We start from the raw sequence: 18,775 nt of genomic DNA, 5'->3' as shown, positions 1-18,775 counted from the left end.
GAACGCCACCCCACACGCCAGCCTGCCGCGCCAGTTGTTCACCATGACCTGGCCCATGCTCTTCGGCGTACTGTCACTGATGACCTTCCAACTCGTCGACAGCGCCTTCATTGGCCAGCTCGGCCGCGACCCGCTGGCGGCACTTGGCTTCACACTGCCCATGCAGCAGCTCATCATCGGCCTGCAGGTGGGCCTTGGCATCGCCACCACCGCCATCATTTCCAGAACCCTCGGCGCCGGCGACCAACTCCGCGCTGAACGCCTGGGCGGTCTCGTCGTCACCGTGGGCGCCACTCTGGTGATTATCCTGTGTATTGCCCTATGGCTGCTGCAAACCCAGATTATGGCTGGGCTGGGTGCCGAACAGAGCCTGCTGCCGCTGATCCGCAGTTACTGGATACCCTGGCTGCTCTCCGCCTGGACCGGCGCCATGCTCTACTTTGGTTACAGCGTGTGCCGCTCCCATGGCGATACCAAACTCCCTGGCTACATGATGGTCGCCACCAGCCTGGCGAACATTGCCCTGGACCCGCTGTATATCTTCGTCTTTGGCTGGGGCCTGCAGGGTGCTGCGCTGGCAACAGTGACCGCCTTCGGTATCGGTTGCCTGTTTATCTACCCCAAACTGCTGCGCTCTGGTTGGATACGCTTCGACCTTTCGCAACTGGCCCTCGGCCAGGCACTGAAACAACTGAATGGCATCATGGCTCCGGCCATGGTCAGCCAGCTGATGCCGCCAGCCTCGGCCATGTTCGCCACCGCCATGGTGGCGGGCTTTGGCTCCGCCGCCGTCGCTGCCTGGGGCCTGGGCACTCGCCTGGAGTTCTTCTCCATTGTGGTGGTGCTGGCACTGACCATGTCGATGCCGCCCATGATTGGCCGCATGCTTGGCGCCGGTGAGCTTGCACGGATTCGCGTTCTCGTGCGCCTGGCGGTCCGTTTTGTGGTGGTGTGGCAGCTGGCTATTGGATTAATCTGGCTCCTCGCCTCGGGATTGGTCTCAGAGCTTTTCACCAGTGATCGCGCCGTCAGCGATGTGCTGGGCAGTTATCTGGTTCGGGTGCCGCTGAGTTATACCGGCCTGGGTATCTGCATGCTGATGGTGTCGGTGTGCAATGCGCTGGGGCTGGCCATGCGGGCACTGCTGGTGTCGGTCCTGCGATTGTTCCTGTGCTTTTTACCGCTACTTTGGCTCGGCGCCCAGCTCAGCGGCATCAACGGCCTGATGAGCGGCGCGCTGGTTGGCAACCTGATGGCGGGAGCTATGGCCTACCTGTTCTACCGACAAGGCATCCGAAAGCTGGCACACCAGGACTAAGCACTAATCGCCGAAGCGTGCGCGGAAACTCTCCGGCATGGGCACAACCGATTTGCGCTGGTAATTGAAGAACACGAAGCCGTACTTTGCCAGTGCCACGGGCTGACCGCTCTCGGCTTTCGTTACCCGGAACACAAAATCCCCGCCGTATTTGTTGAAATCCATCAATCCAACTTCGAACCGGAGCATTTCCGGAAAGAACGATTCCGATTGGTACATGGTTGCCAGGTCGGTGACGATGATACCCACGCCGTTGTTGTCGGCTTCCTCGACACCATAGTTCACCAGGAACTGGGCCCTGGCTTCGGACAGCATGGAGATCAGGGCATCGTTACCCAGGTGGTTGGCACCATTGATATCGGTGATCCGAACCGGCATGTTGGTTTCAAAATAGAAAGCATCATCCGGGAAAGAAAGCTTGATACGGGCCAAGTCGGAGTTCCTGTGTGAGGGAATTTTCTGTGAACCCAATGATACTTGGTTGTAACCATGCCTACACCCCGAGACAGCCGACCGAACATTCGTTATCTTGGACTATTACAGGCAGCCTTCGCCGTTGCCCGATGAAAGAGGTTGGGAGGCTACTGTCAAAACTGTGCGGAGCCATGGATGGCGGAGCCCAAGCGCCACATGGATGTGCTTGAGCGTGTTTTGACAGTAGCCTCCCAACCTCTTTCCAGCACCAAAAGTCTGAACAACAAGATACGGACACTCTATGGATATTCGCCCTGCTGCCACACTGGTCCTGACCAAAGACACCGATGAAGGCCCGAAGATATTGCTACTGCAACGAACGTGGGACGCGGTGTTCATGCCCGGCTATTTTGTGTTTCCCGGAGGTGCCGTCGACGATCAGGAGAATAGCGGGCGAGCTCACGTTATCGGGAGGGCTGATACCGAAATCAGCCAGACAATGACCATGGACGAGGGCGGTGCGGATTTCATGTTGGCTGCGGTTCGGGAGTGTTTTGAGGAAGCGGGGGTTCTTCTCGCGCTGGACCAGGACGGGGCGGAGCTGACACAGGATCACCCGGTTCACGGTGATCGCGACGCGCTGTTCAAAGGCGAGTTGACACTGGCGGAGCTTTGTCGTCGCCATAACCTCACCATTCCCCTGGACCGTTTGGCGTACCTCGGGCACTGGGTGACACCGCCAGGACCGCCCCGGCGCTTCGACACCCGCTTTTTCATCACGGTGGCACCGGAAGGCCAACGGGCAAGCCATGACGGTGTGGAAACCATTGACCACGTCTGGCTGAGCCCGGCGGAAGCCCTGGAAGATCACCGCAGTGGTCGTCGCCTGCTTGGATTACCAACCATTGGGACGCTGCGGATACTGGCGGATTTCGATACCACCGAGGCGCTGATGCGTTATGTTCACGCCAACCCACCAGAGCCCTATCCCAACCAACCCTGGCCCGCCGTAAAGAAAGGCAAAGTCAAAATGCTGGAACCGGGAGCGCCGGCCTATGACGAGGCCGTCAAACTGGACCCGGAAGGGGAAGGAACAACGCACGCAGACATCGTTCCCGGTGAGCCTGTAGAGGTGGCGGCAGGTGTGGTGAGGCTGACGGCGCCGAACCCCGGGATGATGACCGGCCCGGGCACCAATACCTACGTGCTCGGCCACAAACGCTTTACGGTGCTGGATCCAGGGCCGGCCGACACAACGCACATTGAGCGGATTCTGGAAATCACGGGAGGGGCGATTGATCAGATTGTGGTGACCCACACCCACCAGGACCACTCTCCCGCTACGGCAGCGTTGAAAGCCAGAACCGGGTGCCGGGTTTACGGCCAGCCCGCGCCCGCTGGGCCTGCTCAGGATCAGACGTTTGCGCCGGACGAGGAACCGATCGACGGGGACCTGATTACTACAGAAGCCGGCACGTTAAAAGCTCTGCACACCCCCGGACATGCCTCCAACCATCTTTGTTATCTGCTCCTGGAGCAGGAACTGCTATTCTCAGGCGACCACATCATGCAGGGCTCCACCGTGGTCATCAATCCGCCAGACGGTGACATGAAGGCCTACCTGGAGTCGTTGTACGACCTGCTGGCGGAATCCGTGCGTTATATAGCCCCTGCCCACGGTTTCCTGATGGCGCGTCCCGAGGCAATGATCGACTACCTCATCACCCACCGTCTGGCCCGCGAACACAAGGTAGTCAGGGCTCTGAAACAATTGGCGCCTGCCAGCCTGAAGGATCTGACCGCAAAGGCCTACGACGATGTTCCCACCGCCATCCATGGTGTTGCGGCCCGGTCGGCCCTGGCTCACCTGCTAAAACTGGAAGCGGATGGCCGGGCGCGGCGAAAAAGCGAAATCTGGCACACTACACCGCACATCTGATGGCCAGCCTATTTCTTCGCGATTATCCAGACAGCGTGCACGATGCCCGGAATATAACCGAGAATCGTCAACAGGATGTTGATCCAGAAGTGCTTGCCAATCCCCACCTGTAAAAAGACGCCCAACGGCGGTAACAAAATCGCAACCAGAACTCGCAAAAGATCCATACAGTTTATTCTCCATCAAATGTATAACGGGTACAGAACGGCAATCCACACCCTGTAACCTACTTGAATAGGTCATTTTGCGGAAAGACACAAAGACTTCATGAAAATGGCATTAAACCTTTGTCACAGCCGTATTCATGAAACAATGGGATCTCTATCCTTGTACCGCTTTCATAGACCGGACAACGGGCCCCAAACTGGCTGAAGACCCGAGAGGAATTATGCTGTATCGCTGGCTGACACATCTGTTTCGCGCTGGCTTGATATTTACCCTGACTGGTAGCCTTGTCTCCATACCTGCCGTCTACGCAAATAAGTCCGATAACTCCGACAACACAGAGGTGCTCGTCGCTGAACTTGCCGAAGACGAAAGCGTTGAGGATGTCGAGCATTCGGAACCCTTGCGCTCGTCTGAACCGAAAGCCGGTAACGGTAAAGCGGACACCGCGCAGAGATCCAATGAGAAGTCAGCCTCACAGGATAAAACACCGGATTCCACCGCCGAACCGGCCGTGGAAGAAGTGGCACCCAATGTTGATTTAAAGGAGGTGGCGCCGCCTCCAAAGCCCGCCGAACCCGCGGAGTCGGAACCTTCGGAGCCCAAGGAAACGGCTGACCAGAGCAAACCCACTGCCCAGGAAGCCGACGCCGCAACCGCAACCGATGAAAGCGGCGTGGAAGAGGCTGCCAAGGTGACGGAACCCCAAAAGGCCACCAGCCTGAAAATGCTGGGCTCTGAGGTTCTGCCAGGAACCTCAACCCGTCTGGCCTGGTCACCGGCCATCCAGATTGCCGGCCTTTCGCAACCAACCCCGGTTCTGGTGGTCAACGGGTCCAAACCCGGCCCAAACCTGTGTCTAACCGGTGCCGTTCACGGTGATGAACTCAACGGCATCGAAATCATCCGCCGCACAATGTACGACCTGGAACCGAACAAACTCTCGGGCCGGGTGATCGGCATCCCGATCGTCAACCTGCCGGGTTTCCAGCAGGGCAGCCGTTACCTGCCCGACCGTCGTGACCTCAATCGTCACTTCCCTGGCAGCACCGATGGCAGCCTGGCGGACCGGATTGCCCACTCGCTGTTCGAGAATGTGATCCGTCATTGCGACATGTTGGTGGATATCCATACCGGTTCTCTCAAGCGCACCAACCTGCCTCAACTGCGTGCGGACATGAATAACCCGGATGTAGCAGAACTCACCCGGGGATTCGATCGCATGGCGGTGGTACACAGTACGGGTACCACCGGCATGCTTCGACACGCCGCCGTCGAAGCCGGCATCCGGTCCGTCACCATGGAGGCGGGCGAATCACTTCGAATCCAGGAGCACCAGATCAAGGCCGGGGTGAACAGCCTCACCAGCCTGATGGACAAGGAAGGCATGATTTCAAGGATGTTCGTCTGGGGAGACCCGGAGCCGGTTTACTACGATTCCGAGTGGATACGGGCCGAACACGGGGGCATCCTGTTCAGCGAGACCAAACTGGGCGCCAAGGTAACTGAGGGGGAAATCCTGGGCTATGTGTCAGACCCCATCACCAACGCACAACACCCCATTCGCGCCAGTAGCAACGGCCGGATTATCGGCATGGCGGTAGATCAGGTGGTCATGGCCGGCTTTGCCGCCTACCACGTTGGTACGGAGGCGGAAGTTCCCGGAGAATAATAAACGGGGCCAGAGAATGCTCTGGCCCCGTTCCGTTGTTCGACGGTCTGGATACTACGAATCGCAACCAATCAGGCTGAACAAAGGCGTGCACGCATTCCCATGCCAAAAAGACCGATGCCCAGCAGGGCCAGGGTGCTTGGCTCGGGCACTTCACTGGCTTCCTTGACCAGCTTAATCTCAGCTTGCACCTTCGCACCGTGATTGCCTAATCCCCAGAACGTCCCCTCGTTAAATTCGGTGTCAGAAAGGCTGACTTCCAGAAGACCGTCGCCAAGCGCCCCGAAGACGAGTTGTAAAGGCGAACCCCAGCTAAGAATACCTCCCTGGAAAAAACCATCAATTCCAAAAAGCGGGTCAGGTGCAGTATCACCCGAAGTACTACCACCTACAGAACCACTCATGGTCTCCGGCGACGTAAAGTTGAAATCAACCGAAATAGGCTGCGGCGCAAGATCATCGTCATTCACAGCACCTTCAGGCGTCCAGATCTTGAACAGGTTGAAAGTCACGCTATCCCCCTCGTTCAAATCAAAGGTAAATGGGTTAGCCTCAAGGTCTGCAGAATCAACAACCAGCCCCGGATCCGAATCGTTCAGGTTTACCTGATAGCTGGCCGAAATCAACGCTGCATTTGCGAGTGCTGGCAGGCACAATGAAACCAGTAATGCAATGGTAAGTCTGAGGTGTCGCATAGGTGCTCCAATAGATATTAGCTAAATGTCCATTTTGGCTTACTGCCAAGTTAGTAAAAGCATAAATTAGGCCTTTGTTATTTTTATTTATATATAACAACAATATAAAATATGTTGAATGGCACAAAAGCAAGGCTATCATGTAAGAAATATCGACATACCCGCCACGACTTCGGCATCACTTCACTGTATCCTGACACCATCCGGGAGCCTTCATTCAGACGGGAGCTGGCGTGTCTTCAGAAACATCTAAACCATTATGGCTGGCCTACACCGGCCTGGTCCTGACCCCGCTGTTCTGGGCCGGCAATGCCGTGGTGGCCAAAAGCGTGGTTGGCGAGATTCCTCCACTGTCCATGTCCTTCTGGCGCTGGGTGATCGCCCTGACAATACTCCTGCCCTTCGGGCTACCGGGGGTGTGGCGTCAGCGCCAGGTCATTCGCCAACATCGGCTGTCGATACTGGCACTGTCTACCTTTAGCGTGGCCGCCTTTAACTCGCTGCTTTATTTTGCCGCGGTGACCACCACGGCCACCAATATCGCGCTGATCAACGCCACCATCCCTATCATGGTGGCGCTATTGGCCTGGGTACTGCTTGGCGATCGCACACGCCCCATACAGGCTCTCGGAATCGCGCTGGCGGTACTGGGTATCCTGGCGGTTGTGGCAAGGGGGGACCTCTCGGTACTGACCGGTTTGCGGGCACAACCCGGTGATCTGATCATGGTACTGGCGGTATCCAGTTGGGGCCTGTTCTCAGTACTGCTTCGCCGCCAGGCGGTGCCATTGCCACCACTGACCTTCCTGACTGTCCAGATCGCCTGCGGTACCATGGTGATCTTGCCGTTTTTCCTGGTGGACCTGCTGTTCTTCTCGGGTGGATTCGAGCTGAACGCATCTACCGCCCTGCCCATGATGTATTTTGCGATTTTCCCCGGTATTCTGGCTTACGCGTTCTGGAATCATGGGGTGCTTCGGATCGGTCCTGCAAAAGCGGCCATCTTCATGTACCTCACTCCGGTTTTTGCGTCGGTGATGGCGGGCATTTTCCTCGGAGAACGCCTGGGCCTGTTCCATATCATTGGTGGTCTCCTGATTCTGGCCGGACTGTTCCTGGCAACTCGAACCACCGAACTTCGCCGCAAATACCGTTGAGCACCCAACAACAAATATCGACAAGGCAGACATTCATGGTCAATGGCATGACAAGGCCGTTCAAATGGGCCGGCGCACTGATATTATCGGCTTTCAGCACCACAACGTTTGCCGCTCCCTGCGACCCCGAGGAAAATACCTGGATGCCGAGCCGTTATTACCCGCCGGGACAGACGGTGTTTTACCAGGGCGACTGGTACCAATCCCGCGAACTCCACGAGGGTAAAACACCGGGTGCGGATTTCGAATGGAAAAGACGGGCGTCAGCGCCGGATTGCGACGTCAGTCGTGCTGACAGCAACGTCCCTGAGAGCAAATCGGAAGGTAGGGTGAACCGTCAGCCGCAGGCACCGACCGATTCCGGCCAATCGCCCGTAAAAGCGCCCAACGAGCACCGACAGACCTGCGAAGAAACCAGGCGATGGAGCTTTGGCGGCAGCTACACCGTGGGCCAGATGGCCGTGCACGAAGGGCAGACTTACCGCGCCATCCGCCCCAGCAACGGCCAGATGCCAGGCATGAGTCAGCCGCCTCACTGGCAGCCGGTGGACGATCCCTGCAACAACGACGCTAAAGACGCCAACTGATCCGGTTATTTATTCAGCGCCTGCCGGATCTGCTCCAGGGCCGTTTCCAGAACCCGACGCGGACAACCAATATTCATGCGCATGAACCCGCTACCGGGCTCACCGAAGGTGATGCCCGGGTTCATGCCAATACCCGCTTCCTGAACAAAGAACCGTTTCAGTTCCGCGTCTCCCATGCCCAATGCCCGGCAGTCCAGCCACAATAAATAAGTGCCCTCCGGCTCTGTTACCCGGATAGCCGGCAGATGTTGGCGGATATAATCCATCACCCTGTCACGATTGCCTTGCAGGTAGATCATGAGTTCGTCCAGCCACGGGCCACCATGGCGATACCCTGCCTCGAAGCCGGCGATACTGAACGGATTGCACTGGTTCATGTGCATGGCGTCAAAGACGTCTTTCAATAACTTGCGATGCTCCGCATTCCTCACCACCAGCGCCGACAGGCCCAGACCGGGCATATTGAAGGATTTACTGGGCGCTACGGTTGTGATCAGGGCATGTTCTTCATCGGCCAGCTTCGCCAGCACATGATGGGAAGGTTTGTCCGGGTAGGTGAGGTCACAATGAATCTCATCCGACAGCACCACCAGGTTGTGGCGCCTGGCGATGGCCAATACCGCCCTGAGTTCGTTTTCAGTCCACACCCTTCCCACCGGGTTGTGAGGCGAGCACAGCAGCAACACCCTGGCGTCGCCCCGTGCTGCACAGGCCTCAAGGTGCTCGAGATTCATCTGATAACGGCCATCCACCTGTTCCAGCGGGTTTTCAATCACCACACGTCCGGTTTTTTGAATGGCGCTGAAAAAAGGCGGGTAAACCGGAGGCTGTATAATCACCCCTTCGCCTTCGCCGGCAAACGCCAGTGCCGCAGCGTGCAGAGAAGGCACTACTCCCGGGGCCATCATTAGCCAGTCCCGCTCAATGACCCAGCCATGCCGATGTTCAAACCAGTCGATAACCGACCGGTACAGGCTTCCCGGAAACAGTGTATAGCCGTATACCGGATGCCTTGCCCGTTCTTCCAGAGCCTTGATCACCGCTTCCGGCGCAGGAAAGTCCATATCCGCCACCCACAGGGGAATAACGTCATCTCTGCCGAATACCGCTTTGCGGGCATCAAACTTCACTGAACAGGTGCGTTCCCGCTGGACAGGCTGGTCAAAGGTCTTGGGCACGAGTGGCTCTCCGCTGGAATGGTAAGTTGGGCAAGGTCATTCTGTGGCAGTCTTTGCAATTCGTGCAAGCCGGGCGCCGTTCCTCCGGCTCATTGGGGGGGGTTATCATTGGTCGCAGGGGCACAGGTTTTACTTGCCTGGAACCCAGGTATAATTGCGAACCTAACGAGTTATTTGCTTATCCTGATCGACCCTCGGAGCTCCTGAATGCTTGCCCAGATCCTGTCCACGATGTTGCCGGTCTTTCTGATCGCCGGTTGTGGTGCCCTTTACGGCCGATATCGCACTCCAGACATCAAAGGCTTGAACACCCTCAATATGGAGCTGTTCGTTCCCATGCTGGTGTTCGCGGTTCTGGCCGATCAACAGGCTCCGCTTCAGGATTACACCAGCCTGGCTCTGGCGGCAACCGTGGTCGTTCTGGGTTCCGGCATCGTCCTCTATCCGCTGGCCAGGATTCTGAACCTGAACCTTAAAACCTTCCTGCCGCCGATGATGTTCAACAATTCCGGCAACATGGGCATTCCCGTACTGGTATTTGCGTTCGGCGAGGCAGCCCTGCCCGCCGCCGTTGTCCTATTTGTCGTGGAAATGCTGCTGCACTTTACCGTGGGCATCTACATGCTGGACCCGCACACGTCGATCATCAGACGGCTTCGCATACCCGTTATTGCGGCAAGCATCGCCGGCCTTACCGTCAACTTCGGTGGCGTACCCATGCCACAATGGCTGCTGGAAACCCTGAATATGCTAGGCGGAGTGTGTATCCCGCTCATGCTCTTTACTCTCGGTGTCCGCATGCTGGACGTGGATTTCAGCGACTGGAAACTCGGGGTTCTGGGCGCTATTTCCGCGCCCGCATCCGGGTTGATTCTTGCCTGGCCAATGATAGCGATTCTGGATCTACCGGGCCTGCAGGTAGCTGCTTTGTGGGTCTTCGCCGCCATGCCCTCTGCTGTGTTGAACTACATGCTGGCGGAGCAGTATCAACAGGAACCTCACAAAGTAGCGTCACTGGTGCTTATGAGTAACCTCGGAAGCCTTGTGGTGATGCCGATTGTGCTCGGCCTGGTCTTTACAGCCGGCTATGTATGAACCGCTTCAGATAACGATCAATGTCGGAATCCTCGCCGATGCGTCAAGATCACTAACGCAAGCGCTTGCAACCTCTCTGGCTTTGGCCGAAGGTAAGAACGATTCAGGTTGAATTTCTTCTCGATATGGAGATCCGCCCATGAGTGTTCTGCTTCTGCTGATCAGTGCGCTGGTACTGATCTACCTTGGCATCGGCGGCACCACTGCCGCCGCCGTACTTGTGATTGCAACGGTCGTCGGGCTGTTTCAGGATGGCTGGCACATCCTCAGTATACTGTTTGGTGGCGGACTGCTTGCCCTCAGCCTGGTGCTGGTGCTGCCAGGTGACCTGCGGCGCGAGAAGCTCAGCGCTCCGCTACTGAGTTGGGTGCGTGGCCGGCTCCCGAAACTCTCGGATACCGAGGCCGAAGCACTGCGTTCGGGAACTGTAGACTGGGATGGCGAGCTTTTCTCCGGGCAACCCAAGTGGTCGAAACTGCTCGACGCCAAACCGGCCCACCTCTCCAGTGAAGAACAGGCGTTCCTCGACGGGCCCGTCGAAAAGCTTTGCGGCATGCTGGATGACTGGAAAATCACCCACGAAGACTACGATCTGCCCAACAAGGTCTGGAAATTCATTCGCGAGAACGGTTTCTTCGGGTTGATAATTCCCAAGGAGCAGGGCGGCAAAGGTTTTTCCCACACCGCTCACTCCGAAATCGTGATGAAGATTTCCACCCGCAGCGTATCCGCCGCCGTGACCGTGATGGTGCCCAACTCGCTTGGCCCGGGCGAATTGCTGATGGAATACGGCACCGATACCCAGAAGGAACATTACCTGCCGCGACTGGCCGGCGGCGAGGAAATCCCCTGCTTTGCACTGACGTCTCCGGTCGCCGGTTCCGACGCCGGAGCCATCCCGGACAAAGGCATCGTCTGCAAGGGTCAGTGGAATGGCGAGGAAGTTCTGGGCCTGAAAGTTACCTGGAACAAACGCTACATAACCCTGGCACCGGTGGCGACGCTGATTGGCCTGGCCATCAAGGTGTATGACCCGGACAAACTGTTGGGCGACTCTGACGACATCGGCGTTACCTGCGTGATGGTTCCACAGGACCTTGAAGGGGTTCACTCGGGCGCCCGTCACCTGCCAATGAACACCGTGTTCATGAACGGTCCGACCTGGGGTAATGACGTTTTTATCCCCATGGATCAGGTGATTGGCGGTCAGGACATGCTCGGCAAAGGCTGGAAAATGCTACTGGAATGCCTGTCCATTGGCCGCTCCATCTCCCTGCCCGCATTGGGCACTGGCGCTGGCAAAGTGGCCAGTATGGCGACAGGTTCCTATACCCTGACCCGGGAACAGTTCGGCCGCTCCATCAGCCAGTTTGAAGGGGTTCAGGAGGCGTTGGAGCCCATCGCCGGCTACACCTACATGATGGATGCCGCCCGGCTGCTGACTTCCGGCATGCTGGACCGGGGCGTGCGCCCCTCTGTGCCATCAGCGGTTCTCAAGTATCGCAATACCGACCTGATGCGCACGGTAATCAACCATGCCATGGACGTGGTTGCCGGCCGCGGTGTTATTACCGGCCCCCGCAATTTCCTGGCCAGGGCGTACCAGGCGGTGCCCATCGGCATCACGGTGGAAGGCGCAAACATCCTGACCCGCAGCCTGATGGTGTTCGGCCAGGGCGCCATCCGTTGCCACCCGTTTATTGTTGAAGAAATAGAAGCAGCGGACATGGACGATAAAAAGGCGGCGGTCGAGAAGTTCGACGGCAACTTTTACCGTCATATCGCTCATACCACCCGCAACGCGTTACGCTCGTTATTGCTGGCACTGAGCGGGGGCTTGCTGGAAACCGTGCCCCGCCAAGGCAAAATCCAGTCCAGCTATCGCCAGCTTGCCCGATTCTCGGCCGCGTTTGCCCTGATGACCGACGTTACCCTGCTCACGGTTGGTGGCGGCCTTAAGGCACGTCAGCGCCTGTCCGGCCGGATGGCGGACTGCCTCGTACATCTGTATTACGCCTCGGCGGTGATCAAGCAATGGCACGAGGAGGGCTATCCGGAAGACCAGCGCCCGCTGGTGGAATGGTGCCTTCAGACCAGCCTGCGCGACCTCAAGACATCCATGCGCGAGCTGATCATCAACTTCCCGGTGCCGCTGTTGCGTTGGCCGCTGCGGGTGCTGGTGTTCCCTCTGGGCGCCACCGGCCTGAACGGCCCGGACGACACCCTGGGCACAGAGGTGGCGGCCAGCATTGTGAACGATACGCCGCTGCGCCAGCGCATCAGCCGCGGCAGCTATATCAATACCGATCCGGATGATCCTTTGGGTCGTGTACTGAATGCGTACCGACTGGCCAATGAAACCAAGGACATGCGCGATCGCCTGCATGAGGCCCTGCGCAATCGTGACGAAGACGAGCTGGGCGGTATCGACCTGCTGATGGGGCACCAGCGTAAAGAACTGGTGGACTGGGCCTGCGAGCAGGGCGTTGTTCAGAAAGACGAATGCGACAAACTTCTGGAGGCACTGGAAGCACTCTACGACGTCATCCGCGTGGATGCCTTCGAAGCCGACGGGCTGAAAGCCCTGTCCCGGTGTGCCAAAGGTAAGCGCAAAGTGGTCGAACGCCCGCCACGGGACGAAGAATAACCGCTAAAGACACGCCCTGAACGGGGCGTGTCGCCCCCACTGTTCTCCTCTCCATTCTTGACAGAATCCACATTCGCCAACTATTACTGAATGTCGGTTCAAATAGCTGTATTTGCGACCTTTCAAAAAAAACGACTGTCACAACAACGAATAAAAAAACACGCGGCACCAGCGCCGCTCACCTGAATTGAAAGGGGTGTCTTTCCGTGGAAGAGCAGGCTGTAGGCGAGCAGACACAACCATCCTCAACCATCCTTGAAACCAGGAACCTGACCAAGGATTTCAAAGGCTTTACCGCCATCAGTGACGTCAGCATCAACGTCAGGACAGGCTCCATACATGCTTTGATAGGCCCGAACGGGGCCGGAAAAACGACCTTCTTCAACCTGTTGACCAAATTTCTCAAGCCCAGCGCCGGGCAGATTATCTACGCTGGCAAAGACATTACCAACGCGCGACCTGCAGGTATTGCCCAGCAGGGACTGATTCGCTCTTTTCAGATCTCGGCGGTATTTCCCCATCTTTCTGCCCGCGAGAATGTTCGAGTCGCTCTGCAACGCAAGCTAGGCATTTCCTACCATTTCTGGCGGCCGGTCCGAATTCTCGATCAACTGAATGAAGAGGCACAGGCCACCCTGGAACAGGTTGGCCTGGGGTCCTTTGCTGATACCAAAGCGGTGGAACTCGCCTACGGACAGAAACGGGCGCTGGAGATTGCCACTACCATTGCACTCAAACCCAGGCTCATGCTGCTTGATGAACCCACCCAGGGCATGAGCTCAGAGGACGTAGGCACGGTCACCGAGCTGATTCGCAAAGTGGTGGATGGCAGAACCATCGTGATGGTTGAGCACAACCTCAATGTGGTTTCCACGCTGGCCGACACCATCACCGTTCTGAACCGCGGGGAGGTGTTGGCTGAAGGCAACTACGACACCGTATCGACCAATCCCGCCGTCATGGAAGCCTACATGGGAACCACCGATGCAGCCTGATCAACGCCCGGAAATGCTCAAAATCGAGAACCTTCACGCCTGGTACGGCGAATCCCACATTCTCCATGGCCTCGATCTGACTCTGCGGGAAGGTGAGGTGATTACCCTGCTTGGCCGCAATGGGTCCGGGCGCACGACCACACTCAAGTCTATTCTGGGGCTGGTCAGCAAACGCACCGGCTCAATCAAGATCCACGGCACCGAAGTTATCAACATGCCGACCCACCGCATTGCTCACGTTGGCAAGCTGGGTTACTGCCCCGAAGAACGCGGAATCTATGCGTCTCTCAACGTGGACGAAAACCTGGAGCTGCCGCCGGTGGTCGCCGATGGCGGGATGTCCGCGGACGAGATTTACAGAATGTTCCCGAATCTCGAGGAGCGTCGCAAAAGCCAGGGGTCCAAACTCTCTGGTGGCGAGCAGCAGATGCTGGCCATTGCCCGCATCCTTCGCACTGGCGCCAATCTCCTGTTACTGGACGAAATAACCGAAGGGCTCGCGCCAGTCATCCTCAAATCCCTGGATGACGTCATCCGTAAGCTGCGTGACCGGGGATTCACCATCATTCTGGTTGAGCAGAACTTCCGCTTTGCCGCTCCGCTGGCCGACCGACATTATGTTATTGAACACGGACGGGTGGTTGAGCAAATAGAGGCGGCCGATCTCGAGGCCAAAAAAGAGCAGTTGAACAGGCACCTGAGTGTCTGAACCTGTGGGCCTGGGCCGCAGCAAGGGCCCGACCCTGAATCTAATAACAAAAGGAATCCCACTATGTTCAAGCACTGGAAACAAGGTCTGGCAGGCGCTGTAGCAGCGGCAACCCTGGCAATGCCACTCACCGCAGCCGCCGAGCTGTCTGAGGGCAAGGTAAAAATCGGCGTGCTCAGTGACATGTCCGGCGTTTACAAAGCCCTTGAAGGCCCAGGCGCGGTCACCGCCGCCAAGATGGCGGTCGAGGATTTTGGCGGCTCGGTGATGGGCAAGCCCATCGAGATCATTTCAGCGGATCACCAGAACAAGCCCGATATCGGCGCCAGCACAGCCCGGGAATGGATCGATGCGGACGAGGTCGACATGATCACCGCGCTCGACAACTCCTCCGTTGCCTTATCCGTTCAGGGGCTGGCCAACGACAAGAAGATCATCACCATGAACACCGGCGCAGGCACCACCGCACTGACAGAAGAACAGTGCACGCCATACGGCATTCACTACGTCTACGACACCCACGCGTTACCTGTTGGTACCGCAACGGCAATGGTCAAGAACGGCGGTGAAAGCTGGTTCTTCATTACCGCTGATTACGCCTTCGGGCACTCTCTGAGGGATAACACCGGCGCCGTGGTGGAAAGCCTCGGTGGCGAGGTGGTTGGCAACGTCAATGCGCCACTGTCCACCAACGATTTCTCTTCCTACCTGCTACAGGCCCAGTCTTCTGGAGCCGACGTCATTGGCTTGGCCAATGCCGGCCAGGACACGGTGAACGCCATCAAACAGGCCAACCAGTTCCGCATCGTGCAGGGCGGACAGAAACTGGCCGGCATGCTGGTGTTCATCACCGACGTCCACAGCATGGGACTGGATATCGCCCAGGGCCTGCAGTTCACCACAGCCTTCGTGTGGAATCAGAACGACGAGACCGAAGCCTGGTCCCGCCGTTTCTACGAGCGCCACAACGCCATGCCGACCATGGTTCATGCCGGTGTTTACTCAGCCGTCACCAACTACCTGGAAGCGGTCAAGGCCACCGGTTCTGACAACAGCGACACCGTACGGGCGAAGCTGGGCGAAATGACCCTCAACGACATGTTCGTGAAAGGCGGCAAGATTCTTCCCAACGGCTCCATGCTCCACGACATGTACCTGGTGGAAGTGAAGAAGCCGGACGAAGCCAGCGAGGAATGGGACCTGCTGCGGGTGGTCTCGAAGATCCCGGCCGACCAGGCCTACATCTCGCTGGAAGACTCCAAGTGTCCGCTGGTTAACTAACCATACCGATTAACCACTGTTTCAGGGGAGATAGCCAACGTGTCGATGCAGGTCATACTGGCCCAGGCGCTGCTTGGGCTGAATGTGGGTGTGTTCTACGCCATGTTGAGTCTCGGGCTTGCGGTGATATTCGGGCTACTGAATATCATCAACTTTGCTCACGGTGCCATGTACATGCTGGGTGCCTTCATCGCACTCATTGGCTACTCTCTGCTGGAGCAGTGGTTCGGAATCAGCCTTCAGATCGGATTCTGGGCGTCGCTGCTGGTGGCGCCCCTGATCGTCGGCATTCTGGGCGTGACCATTGAACGCTTCATGCTCAAGCGTCTTTATGACCTCGACCATATCTATGGCCTGCTGCTGACGTTCGGTATCACGCTGATCCTGCAGGGCCTGTTTGCCAACTACTTCAACGTCTCCGGCACCCCCTATCCCGGGCAACCGGAGAGCCTCAGCGGCGTGGTCAACCTCGGCTTCATGTACTTCCCGACCTACCGGCTGTTTGCCATCATTTTCTCCCTGGTGGTCTGTTTTGCCACCTGGTATGTCATCGAACACACCAAACTGGGTTCACGGCTGCGCGCCGGTGTCGAGAACCCGGACCTGACCCAGGCGTTTGGCCTGAATGTGCCACTGATGATTACCCTCACCTTTGCCTTCGGCGCCGGTCTCGCCGGCCTGGCGGGCGTACTCGCGGCCCCGATCTACTCGGTCAGCCCGCTAATGGGCGCAGATCTGATCATCGTCGTGTTTGCCGTGGTGGTGATCGGTGGCATGGGCTCCATTATGGGGGCCATCCTTTCGGGGCTGGCACTGGGCCTGATTGAAGGCCTTACCAAAGTGATTTACCCGCCCGCAGCCAGCACCGTGATTTTCTTCCTGATGGTACTCGTGCTGTTGTTCCGTCCTGCTGGCTTATTTGGTAAGGAGAAGTAAGGCCATGATCAACCGCGTTCTGTTTATCATCATGCTGGTCGCCGGCCTTGGCGCGCCCTTCTATGCCTACCCGGTGTTCGTGATGGACCTGCTGTGCTTCGCGCTCTTCGCCTGCGCCTTCAACCTGTTGCTCGGCTACGCCGGGTTGCTGTCGTTCGGGCACGCCGCCTTCTTCGGCGGTGCGGCGTACATTACCGGTTACGTGACCAAAGAATGGGGATTCGGACCAATTTTCGGCATTCTTGCCGGCACCGGGTTTGCCCTGATCCTCGGCACGATATTCGGCTTCCTCGCCATCCGCCGACAGGGCATCTACTTTGCCATGGTGACCCTGGCACTGGCGCAGATCATCTACTTCCTGGCGCTGCAGATGCCGTTCACCGGCGGCGAAAACGGCCTGCAAGGCATTCCCCGTGGCGAGCTTTTCGGCTTCATCAGCCTCAACAACGAAATCGCCATGTACTACTTTGTGTTTGCGGTGTTCCTGATTGGTTTCGCCATCATCCACCGAACCATCAACTCGCCCTTTGGCGAAGTCCTCCAGGCCATCCGGGAGAACGAATCCAGAGCACTTTCGCTCGGTTACGACGTCGACCATTTCAAGCTACTGGCGTTTATCATTTCCGCCACACTCGCCGGAACTGCCGGTGCCACAAAAGCGGTGATATTCCAGTTTGCGGCACTGACCAATGCTCACTGGCAGACCTCCGGGGAAGTCATCCTGATGACACTGGTGGGAGGCCTTGGCACCATTTTCGGGCCGGTACTGGGCGCGATTACCGTCGGCGCGCTGAGCCACGAACTGTCGGCGTTCGGCTCCTGGGTACAAGTGATCCTGGGGACTGTGTTTGTCGTCTGCGTGATGGTGTTCCGCCGTGGTATTGTCGGTGAAATACAGCACCGGCTGCTAAAAAAGAAAACAGACGAATAGAAAGGCCGGCCAACGTCGCGGCCCGCTCACTCACCCCGCAAGCCGCCGCGGATAGCCTCGTCCACCAGCCAGCGACGCAACACCTGCAACCCACGCTCGCGCCGCCGGCTGGTTTTCCAGGCGAAATAGAACTTGTCGCCGGTCATCACCGAGTGACAGGGTAAACGAACAAAATCGCCGGAGTCCTGCCGCGTACTCAACATGTAATCGTTGGTCAATGCGATGCCCTGATGAAAACGGGCCGCCTCCAGAGCCAGCAACATGTGGCTGAAGTGCTGTATCCGAGCCGTACCGGGAATTTTCTGATCCACTGCCCGGTACCAGACCTCCCAGTCACCGGCCGCCTTGTCGAAAATGCTGTGGGTGGACAACAGAGGAAAACGACTCACCTCCTCCGGCGACAACTCCGGCTCGTCACGCCCCTCAATCTCCGAATCCCGCCCCAACTCCCTGCGGATTCTCTGCCAGTAATCCTGGCTGCACACCGGAAACAGCCGCTCGGTATAAAGCAGTTCATAACTGAACGCGGCCGATGACGGCTTGATGGTAATAAAACAGTCCGCCACCCGGTCGGACAGCACCGGGGTCTCACTGCTCATCTCCAGAGACAGATCCAGTTGCGGGTACTCACGCTGCAAATCCGGCAAACGCGGCACCAGCCAGCGCACCGCGAACGAACTGAACACCGACAACCGCAACCGCGACTCCTCATGCCCGAGCAACTGCTCACTCACCCGCTCAATCTGCAACAACGCCGATCCCACACCATCCAGATACTGCCGGCCTTCGTCCGTCAGCGACAGCGTCCGGCCACTGCGCCAGAACAGTTTCTCACCGAGGTAGGTTTCCAACTGCTTGATTTGATGACTGACCGCACTCTGACTGACCGCCAGCTCCTCCGCCGCCAGCGAAAAACTGTTCAGCCGGGCAACGGCTTCGAAGACAGGTAGGGCTTTGAGAGGTGGAAGCTTCATTATCTAAATTTCTAATGATAAGTGATTAAAGATCATTTTATCGGATATTAATACACCAGTAGACTCACCATCACAAGTTCAG

The 18,775-nt window shown here is 57.6% G+C and carries 17 protein-coding genes; 12 read left to right on the top strand and 5 right to left on the bottom strand.

The features are described from left to right. The first annotated feature begins 43 nt into the window (after positions 1 to 43). On the top strand, positions 44 to 1,318 hold the full coding sequence (locus AC13D2_RS20195) for an MATE family efflux transporter (RefSeq protein WP_292049545.1): 1,275 nt from the start codon (positions 44 to 46) through the stop codon (positions 1,316 to 1,318). 3 nt (positions 1,319 to 1,321) lie between these two features. Here AC13D2_RS20195 and AC13D2_RS20190 read toward each other — a convergent pair whose 3' ends face one another. Next, positions 1,322 to 1,750, bottom strand: a complete 429-nt coding sequence (locus tag AC13D2_RS20190; RefSeq protein WP_292049543.1) for a thioesterase family protein — start codon at positions 1,748 to 1,750, stop codon at positions 1,322 to 1,324. A gap of 283 nt (positions 1,751 to 2,033) precedes the next feature. Between AC13D2_RS20190 and AC13D2_RS20185 the strand changes: the two genes are divergently transcribed. Continuing rightward, positions 2,034 to 3,671, top strand: a complete 1,638-nt coding sequence (locus AC13D2_RS20185; protein ID WP_292049544.1) for an MBL fold metallo-hydrolase — start codon at positions 2,034 to 2,036, stop codon at positions 3,669 to 3,671. A gap of 8 nt (positions 3,672 to 3,679) precedes the next feature. Here the strand turns inward: AC13D2_RS20185 and AC13D2_RS20180 are convergent, their stop codons facing one another. Next, positions 3,680 to 3,838: a YqaE/Pmp3 family membrane protein gene (locus AC13D2_RS20180; protein WP_007155136.1), complete on the bottom strand. Its 159-nt coding sequence runs from the start codon at positions 3,836 to 3,838 to the stop codon at positions 3,680 to 3,682. 221 nt (positions 3,839 to 4,059) lie between these two features. On the opposite strand from AC13D2_RS20180, the gene AC13D2_RS20175 reads away from it, so the two are divergent. Continuing rightward, complete coding sequence (locus AC13D2_RS20175; RefSeq protein WP_292048844.1) at positions 4,060 to 5,508, top strand: succinylglutamate desuccinylase/aspartoacylase domain-containing protein; 1,449 nt, start codon at positions 4,060 to 4,062, stop codon at positions 5,506 to 5,508. A gap of 71 nt (positions 5,509 to 5,579) precedes the next feature. Here the strand turns inward: AC13D2_RS20175 and AC13D2_RS20170 are convergent, their stop codons facing one another. Next, a complete protein-coding gene (locus tag AC13D2_RS20170) occupies positions 5,580 to 6,203 on the bottom strand; it encodes a PEP-CTERM sorting domain-containing protein (protein WP_292048845.1) in 624 nt (207 codons plus the stop codon). A 233-nt stretch (positions 6,204 to 6,436) separates the two neighbouring features. Between AC13D2_RS20170 and AC13D2_RS20165 the strand changes: the two genes are divergently transcribed. After that, a complete protein-coding gene (locus AC13D2_RS20165) occupies positions 6,437 to 7,360 on the top strand; it encodes a DMT family transporter (RefSeq protein WP_292048846.1) in 924 nt (307 codons plus the stop codon). A 47-nt stretch (positions 7,361 to 7,407) separates the two neighbouring features. Further along, positions 7,408 to 7,947, top strand: coding sequence for a carbohydrate-binding protein (locus AC13D2_RS20160; RefSeq protein ID WP_292048847.1), 540 nt, complete (start codon positions 7,408 to 7,410; stop codon positions 7,945 to 7,947). Positions 7,948 to 7,952: 5 nt separating this feature from the next. On the opposite strand, the gene AC13D2_RS20155 is transcribed toward AC13D2_RS20160, so the two are convergent. Then, positions 7,953 to 9,125, bottom strand: coding sequence for a MalY/PatB family protein (locus AC13D2_RS20155; RefSeq protein WP_292048848.1), 1,173 nt, complete (start codon positions 9,123 to 9,125; stop codon positions 7,953 to 7,955). A gap of 207 nt (positions 9,126 to 9,332) precedes the next feature. On the opposite strand from AC13D2_RS20155, the gene AC13D2_RS20150 reads away from it, so the two are divergent. The 7 genes from AC13D2_RS20150 to AC13D2_RS20120 all read left to right on the top strand — a co-directional run bounded on the left by AC13D2_RS20150 (position 9,333) and on the right by AC13D2_RS20120 (position 17,719). Then, positions 9,333 to 10,220 (top strand): AEC family transporter, encoded by an 888-nt coding sequence (locus AC13D2_RS20150; RefSeq protein ID WP_300493812.1) that lies wholly within the window; start codon positions 9,333 to 9,335, stop codon positions 10,218 to 10,220. Between the two features lie 139 nt (positions 10,221 to 10,359). Continuing rightward, complete coding sequence (locus tag AC13D2_RS20145; protein ID WP_292048849.1) at positions 10,360 to 12,867, top strand: acyl-CoA dehydrogenase; 2,508 nt, start codon at positions 10,360 to 10,362, stop codon at positions 12,865 to 12,867. 206 nt (positions 12,868 to 13,073) lie between these two features. Beyond that, positions 13,074 to 13,862, top strand: a complete 789-nt coding sequence (locus AC13D2_RS20140; RefSeq protein WP_420389879.1) for an ABC transporter ATP-binding protein — start codon at positions 13,074 to 13,076, stop codon at positions 13,860 to 13,862. Beyond that, positions 13,852 to 14,571 carry an ABC transporter ATP-binding protein gene (locus AC13D2_RS20135; protein WP_292048851.1) on the top strand — a complete coding sequence of 240 codons (720 nt, stop codon included), beginning with the start codon at positions 13,852 to 13,854 and terminating at the stop codon, positions 14,569 to 14,571. Before AC13D2_RS20140 ends, AC13D2_RS20135 begins: the two co-directional genes overlap by 11 nt. 63 nt (positions 14,572 to 14,634) lie before the next feature. Then, positions 14,635 to 15,852, top strand: coding sequence for an ABC transporter substrate-binding protein (locus AC13D2_RS20130; protein WP_482939069.1), 1,218 nt, complete (start codon positions 14,635 to 14,637; stop codon positions 15,850 to 15,852). A gap of 45 nt (positions 15,853 to 15,897) precedes the next feature. After that, positions 15,898 to 16,788 (top strand): branched-chain amino acid ABC transporter permease, encoded by an 891-nt coding sequence (locus AC13D2_RS20125; RefSeq protein ID WP_292048923.1) that lies wholly within the window; start codon positions 15,898 to 15,900, stop codon positions 16,786 to 16,788. Positions 16,789 to 16,792: 4 nt separating this feature from the next. Continuing rightward, complete coding sequence (locus AC13D2_RS20120; protein WP_292048852.1) at positions 16,793 to 17,719, top strand: branched-chain amino acid ABC transporter permease; 927 nt, start codon at positions 16,793 to 16,795, stop codon at positions 17,717 to 17,719. A gap of 26 nt (positions 17,720 to 17,745) precedes the next feature. On the opposite strand, the gene AC13D2_RS20115 is transcribed toward AC13D2_RS20120, so the two are convergent. Next, positions 17,746 to 18,693 carry a LysR family transcriptional regulator gene (locus AC13D2_RS20115; protein WP_292048853.1) on the bottom strand — a complete coding sequence of 316 codons (948 nt, stop codon included), beginning with the start codon at positions 18,691 to 18,693 and terminating at the stop codon, positions 17,746 to 17,748. Positions 18,694 to 18,775 lie beyond the last annotated feature (82 nt).

The sequence above is a fragment of the Marinobacter sp. B-12 genome (assembly GCF_056857915.1).
The sequence above is the reverse complement of the archived record's forward strand: the minus strand, read 5'-3'. Positions and strand labels throughout refer to the sequence as shown.

Excerpts from the sequence above, each read along its gene's own strand:
- AC13D2_RS20120 (WP_292048852.1), top strand. The coding sequence starts at position 16,793 with ATGATCAACCGCGTTCTGTTTATCATCATGCTGGTCGCCGGCCTTGGC.
- AC13D2_RS20160 (WP_292048847.1), top strand. The coding sequence starts at position 7,408 with ATGACAAGGCCGTTCAAATGGGCCGGCGCACTGATATTATCGGCTTTC.
- AC13D2_RS20185 (WP_292049544.1), top strand. The coding sequence starts at position 2,034 with ATGGATATTCGCCCTGCTGCCACACTGGTCCTGACCAAAGACACCGAT.
- AC13D2_RS20170 (WP_292048845.1), bottom strand. The coding sequence starts at position 6,203 with ATGCGACACCTCAGACTTACCATTGCATTACTGGTTTCATTGTGCCTG.
- AC13D2_RS20145 (WP_292048849.1), top strand. The coding sequence starts at position 10,360 with ATGAGTGTTCTGCTTCTGCTGATCAGTGCGCTGGTACTGATCTACCTT.
- AC13D2_RS20115 (WP_292048853.1), bottom strand. The coding sequence starts at position 18,693 with ATGAAGCTTCCACCTCTCAAAGCCCTACCTGTCTTCGAAGCCGTTGCC.
- AC13D2_RS20150 (WP_300493812.1), top strand. The coding sequence starts at position 9,333 with ATGCTTGCCCAGATCCTGTCCACGATGTTGCCGGTCTTTCTGATCGCC.
- AC13D2_RS20125 (WP_292048923.1), top strand. The coding sequence starts at position 15,898 with ATGCAGGTCATACTGGCCCAGGCGCTGCTTGGGCTGAATGTGGGTGTG.
- AC13D2_RS20135 (WP_292048851.1), top strand. The coding sequence starts at position 13,852 with ATGCAGCCTGATCAACGCCCGGAAATGCTCAAAATCGAGAACCTTCAC.
- AC13D2_RS20195 (WP_292049545.1), top strand. The coding sequence starts at position 44 with ATGACCTGGCCCATGCTCTTCGGCGTACTGTCACTGATGACCTTCCAA.
- AC13D2_RS20130 (WP_482939069.1), top strand. The coding sequence starts at position 14,635 with ATGTTCAAGCACTGGAAACAAGGTCTGGCAGGCGCTGTAGCAGCGGCA.
- AC13D2_RS20175 (WP_292048844.1), top strand. The coding sequence starts at position 4,060 with ATGCTGTATCGCTGGCTGACACATCTGTTTCGCGCTGGCTTGATATTT.
- AC13D2_RS20180 (WP_007155136.1), bottom strand. The coding sequence starts at position 3,838 with ATGGATCTTTTGCGAGTTCTGGTTGCGATTTTGTTACCGCCGTTGGGC.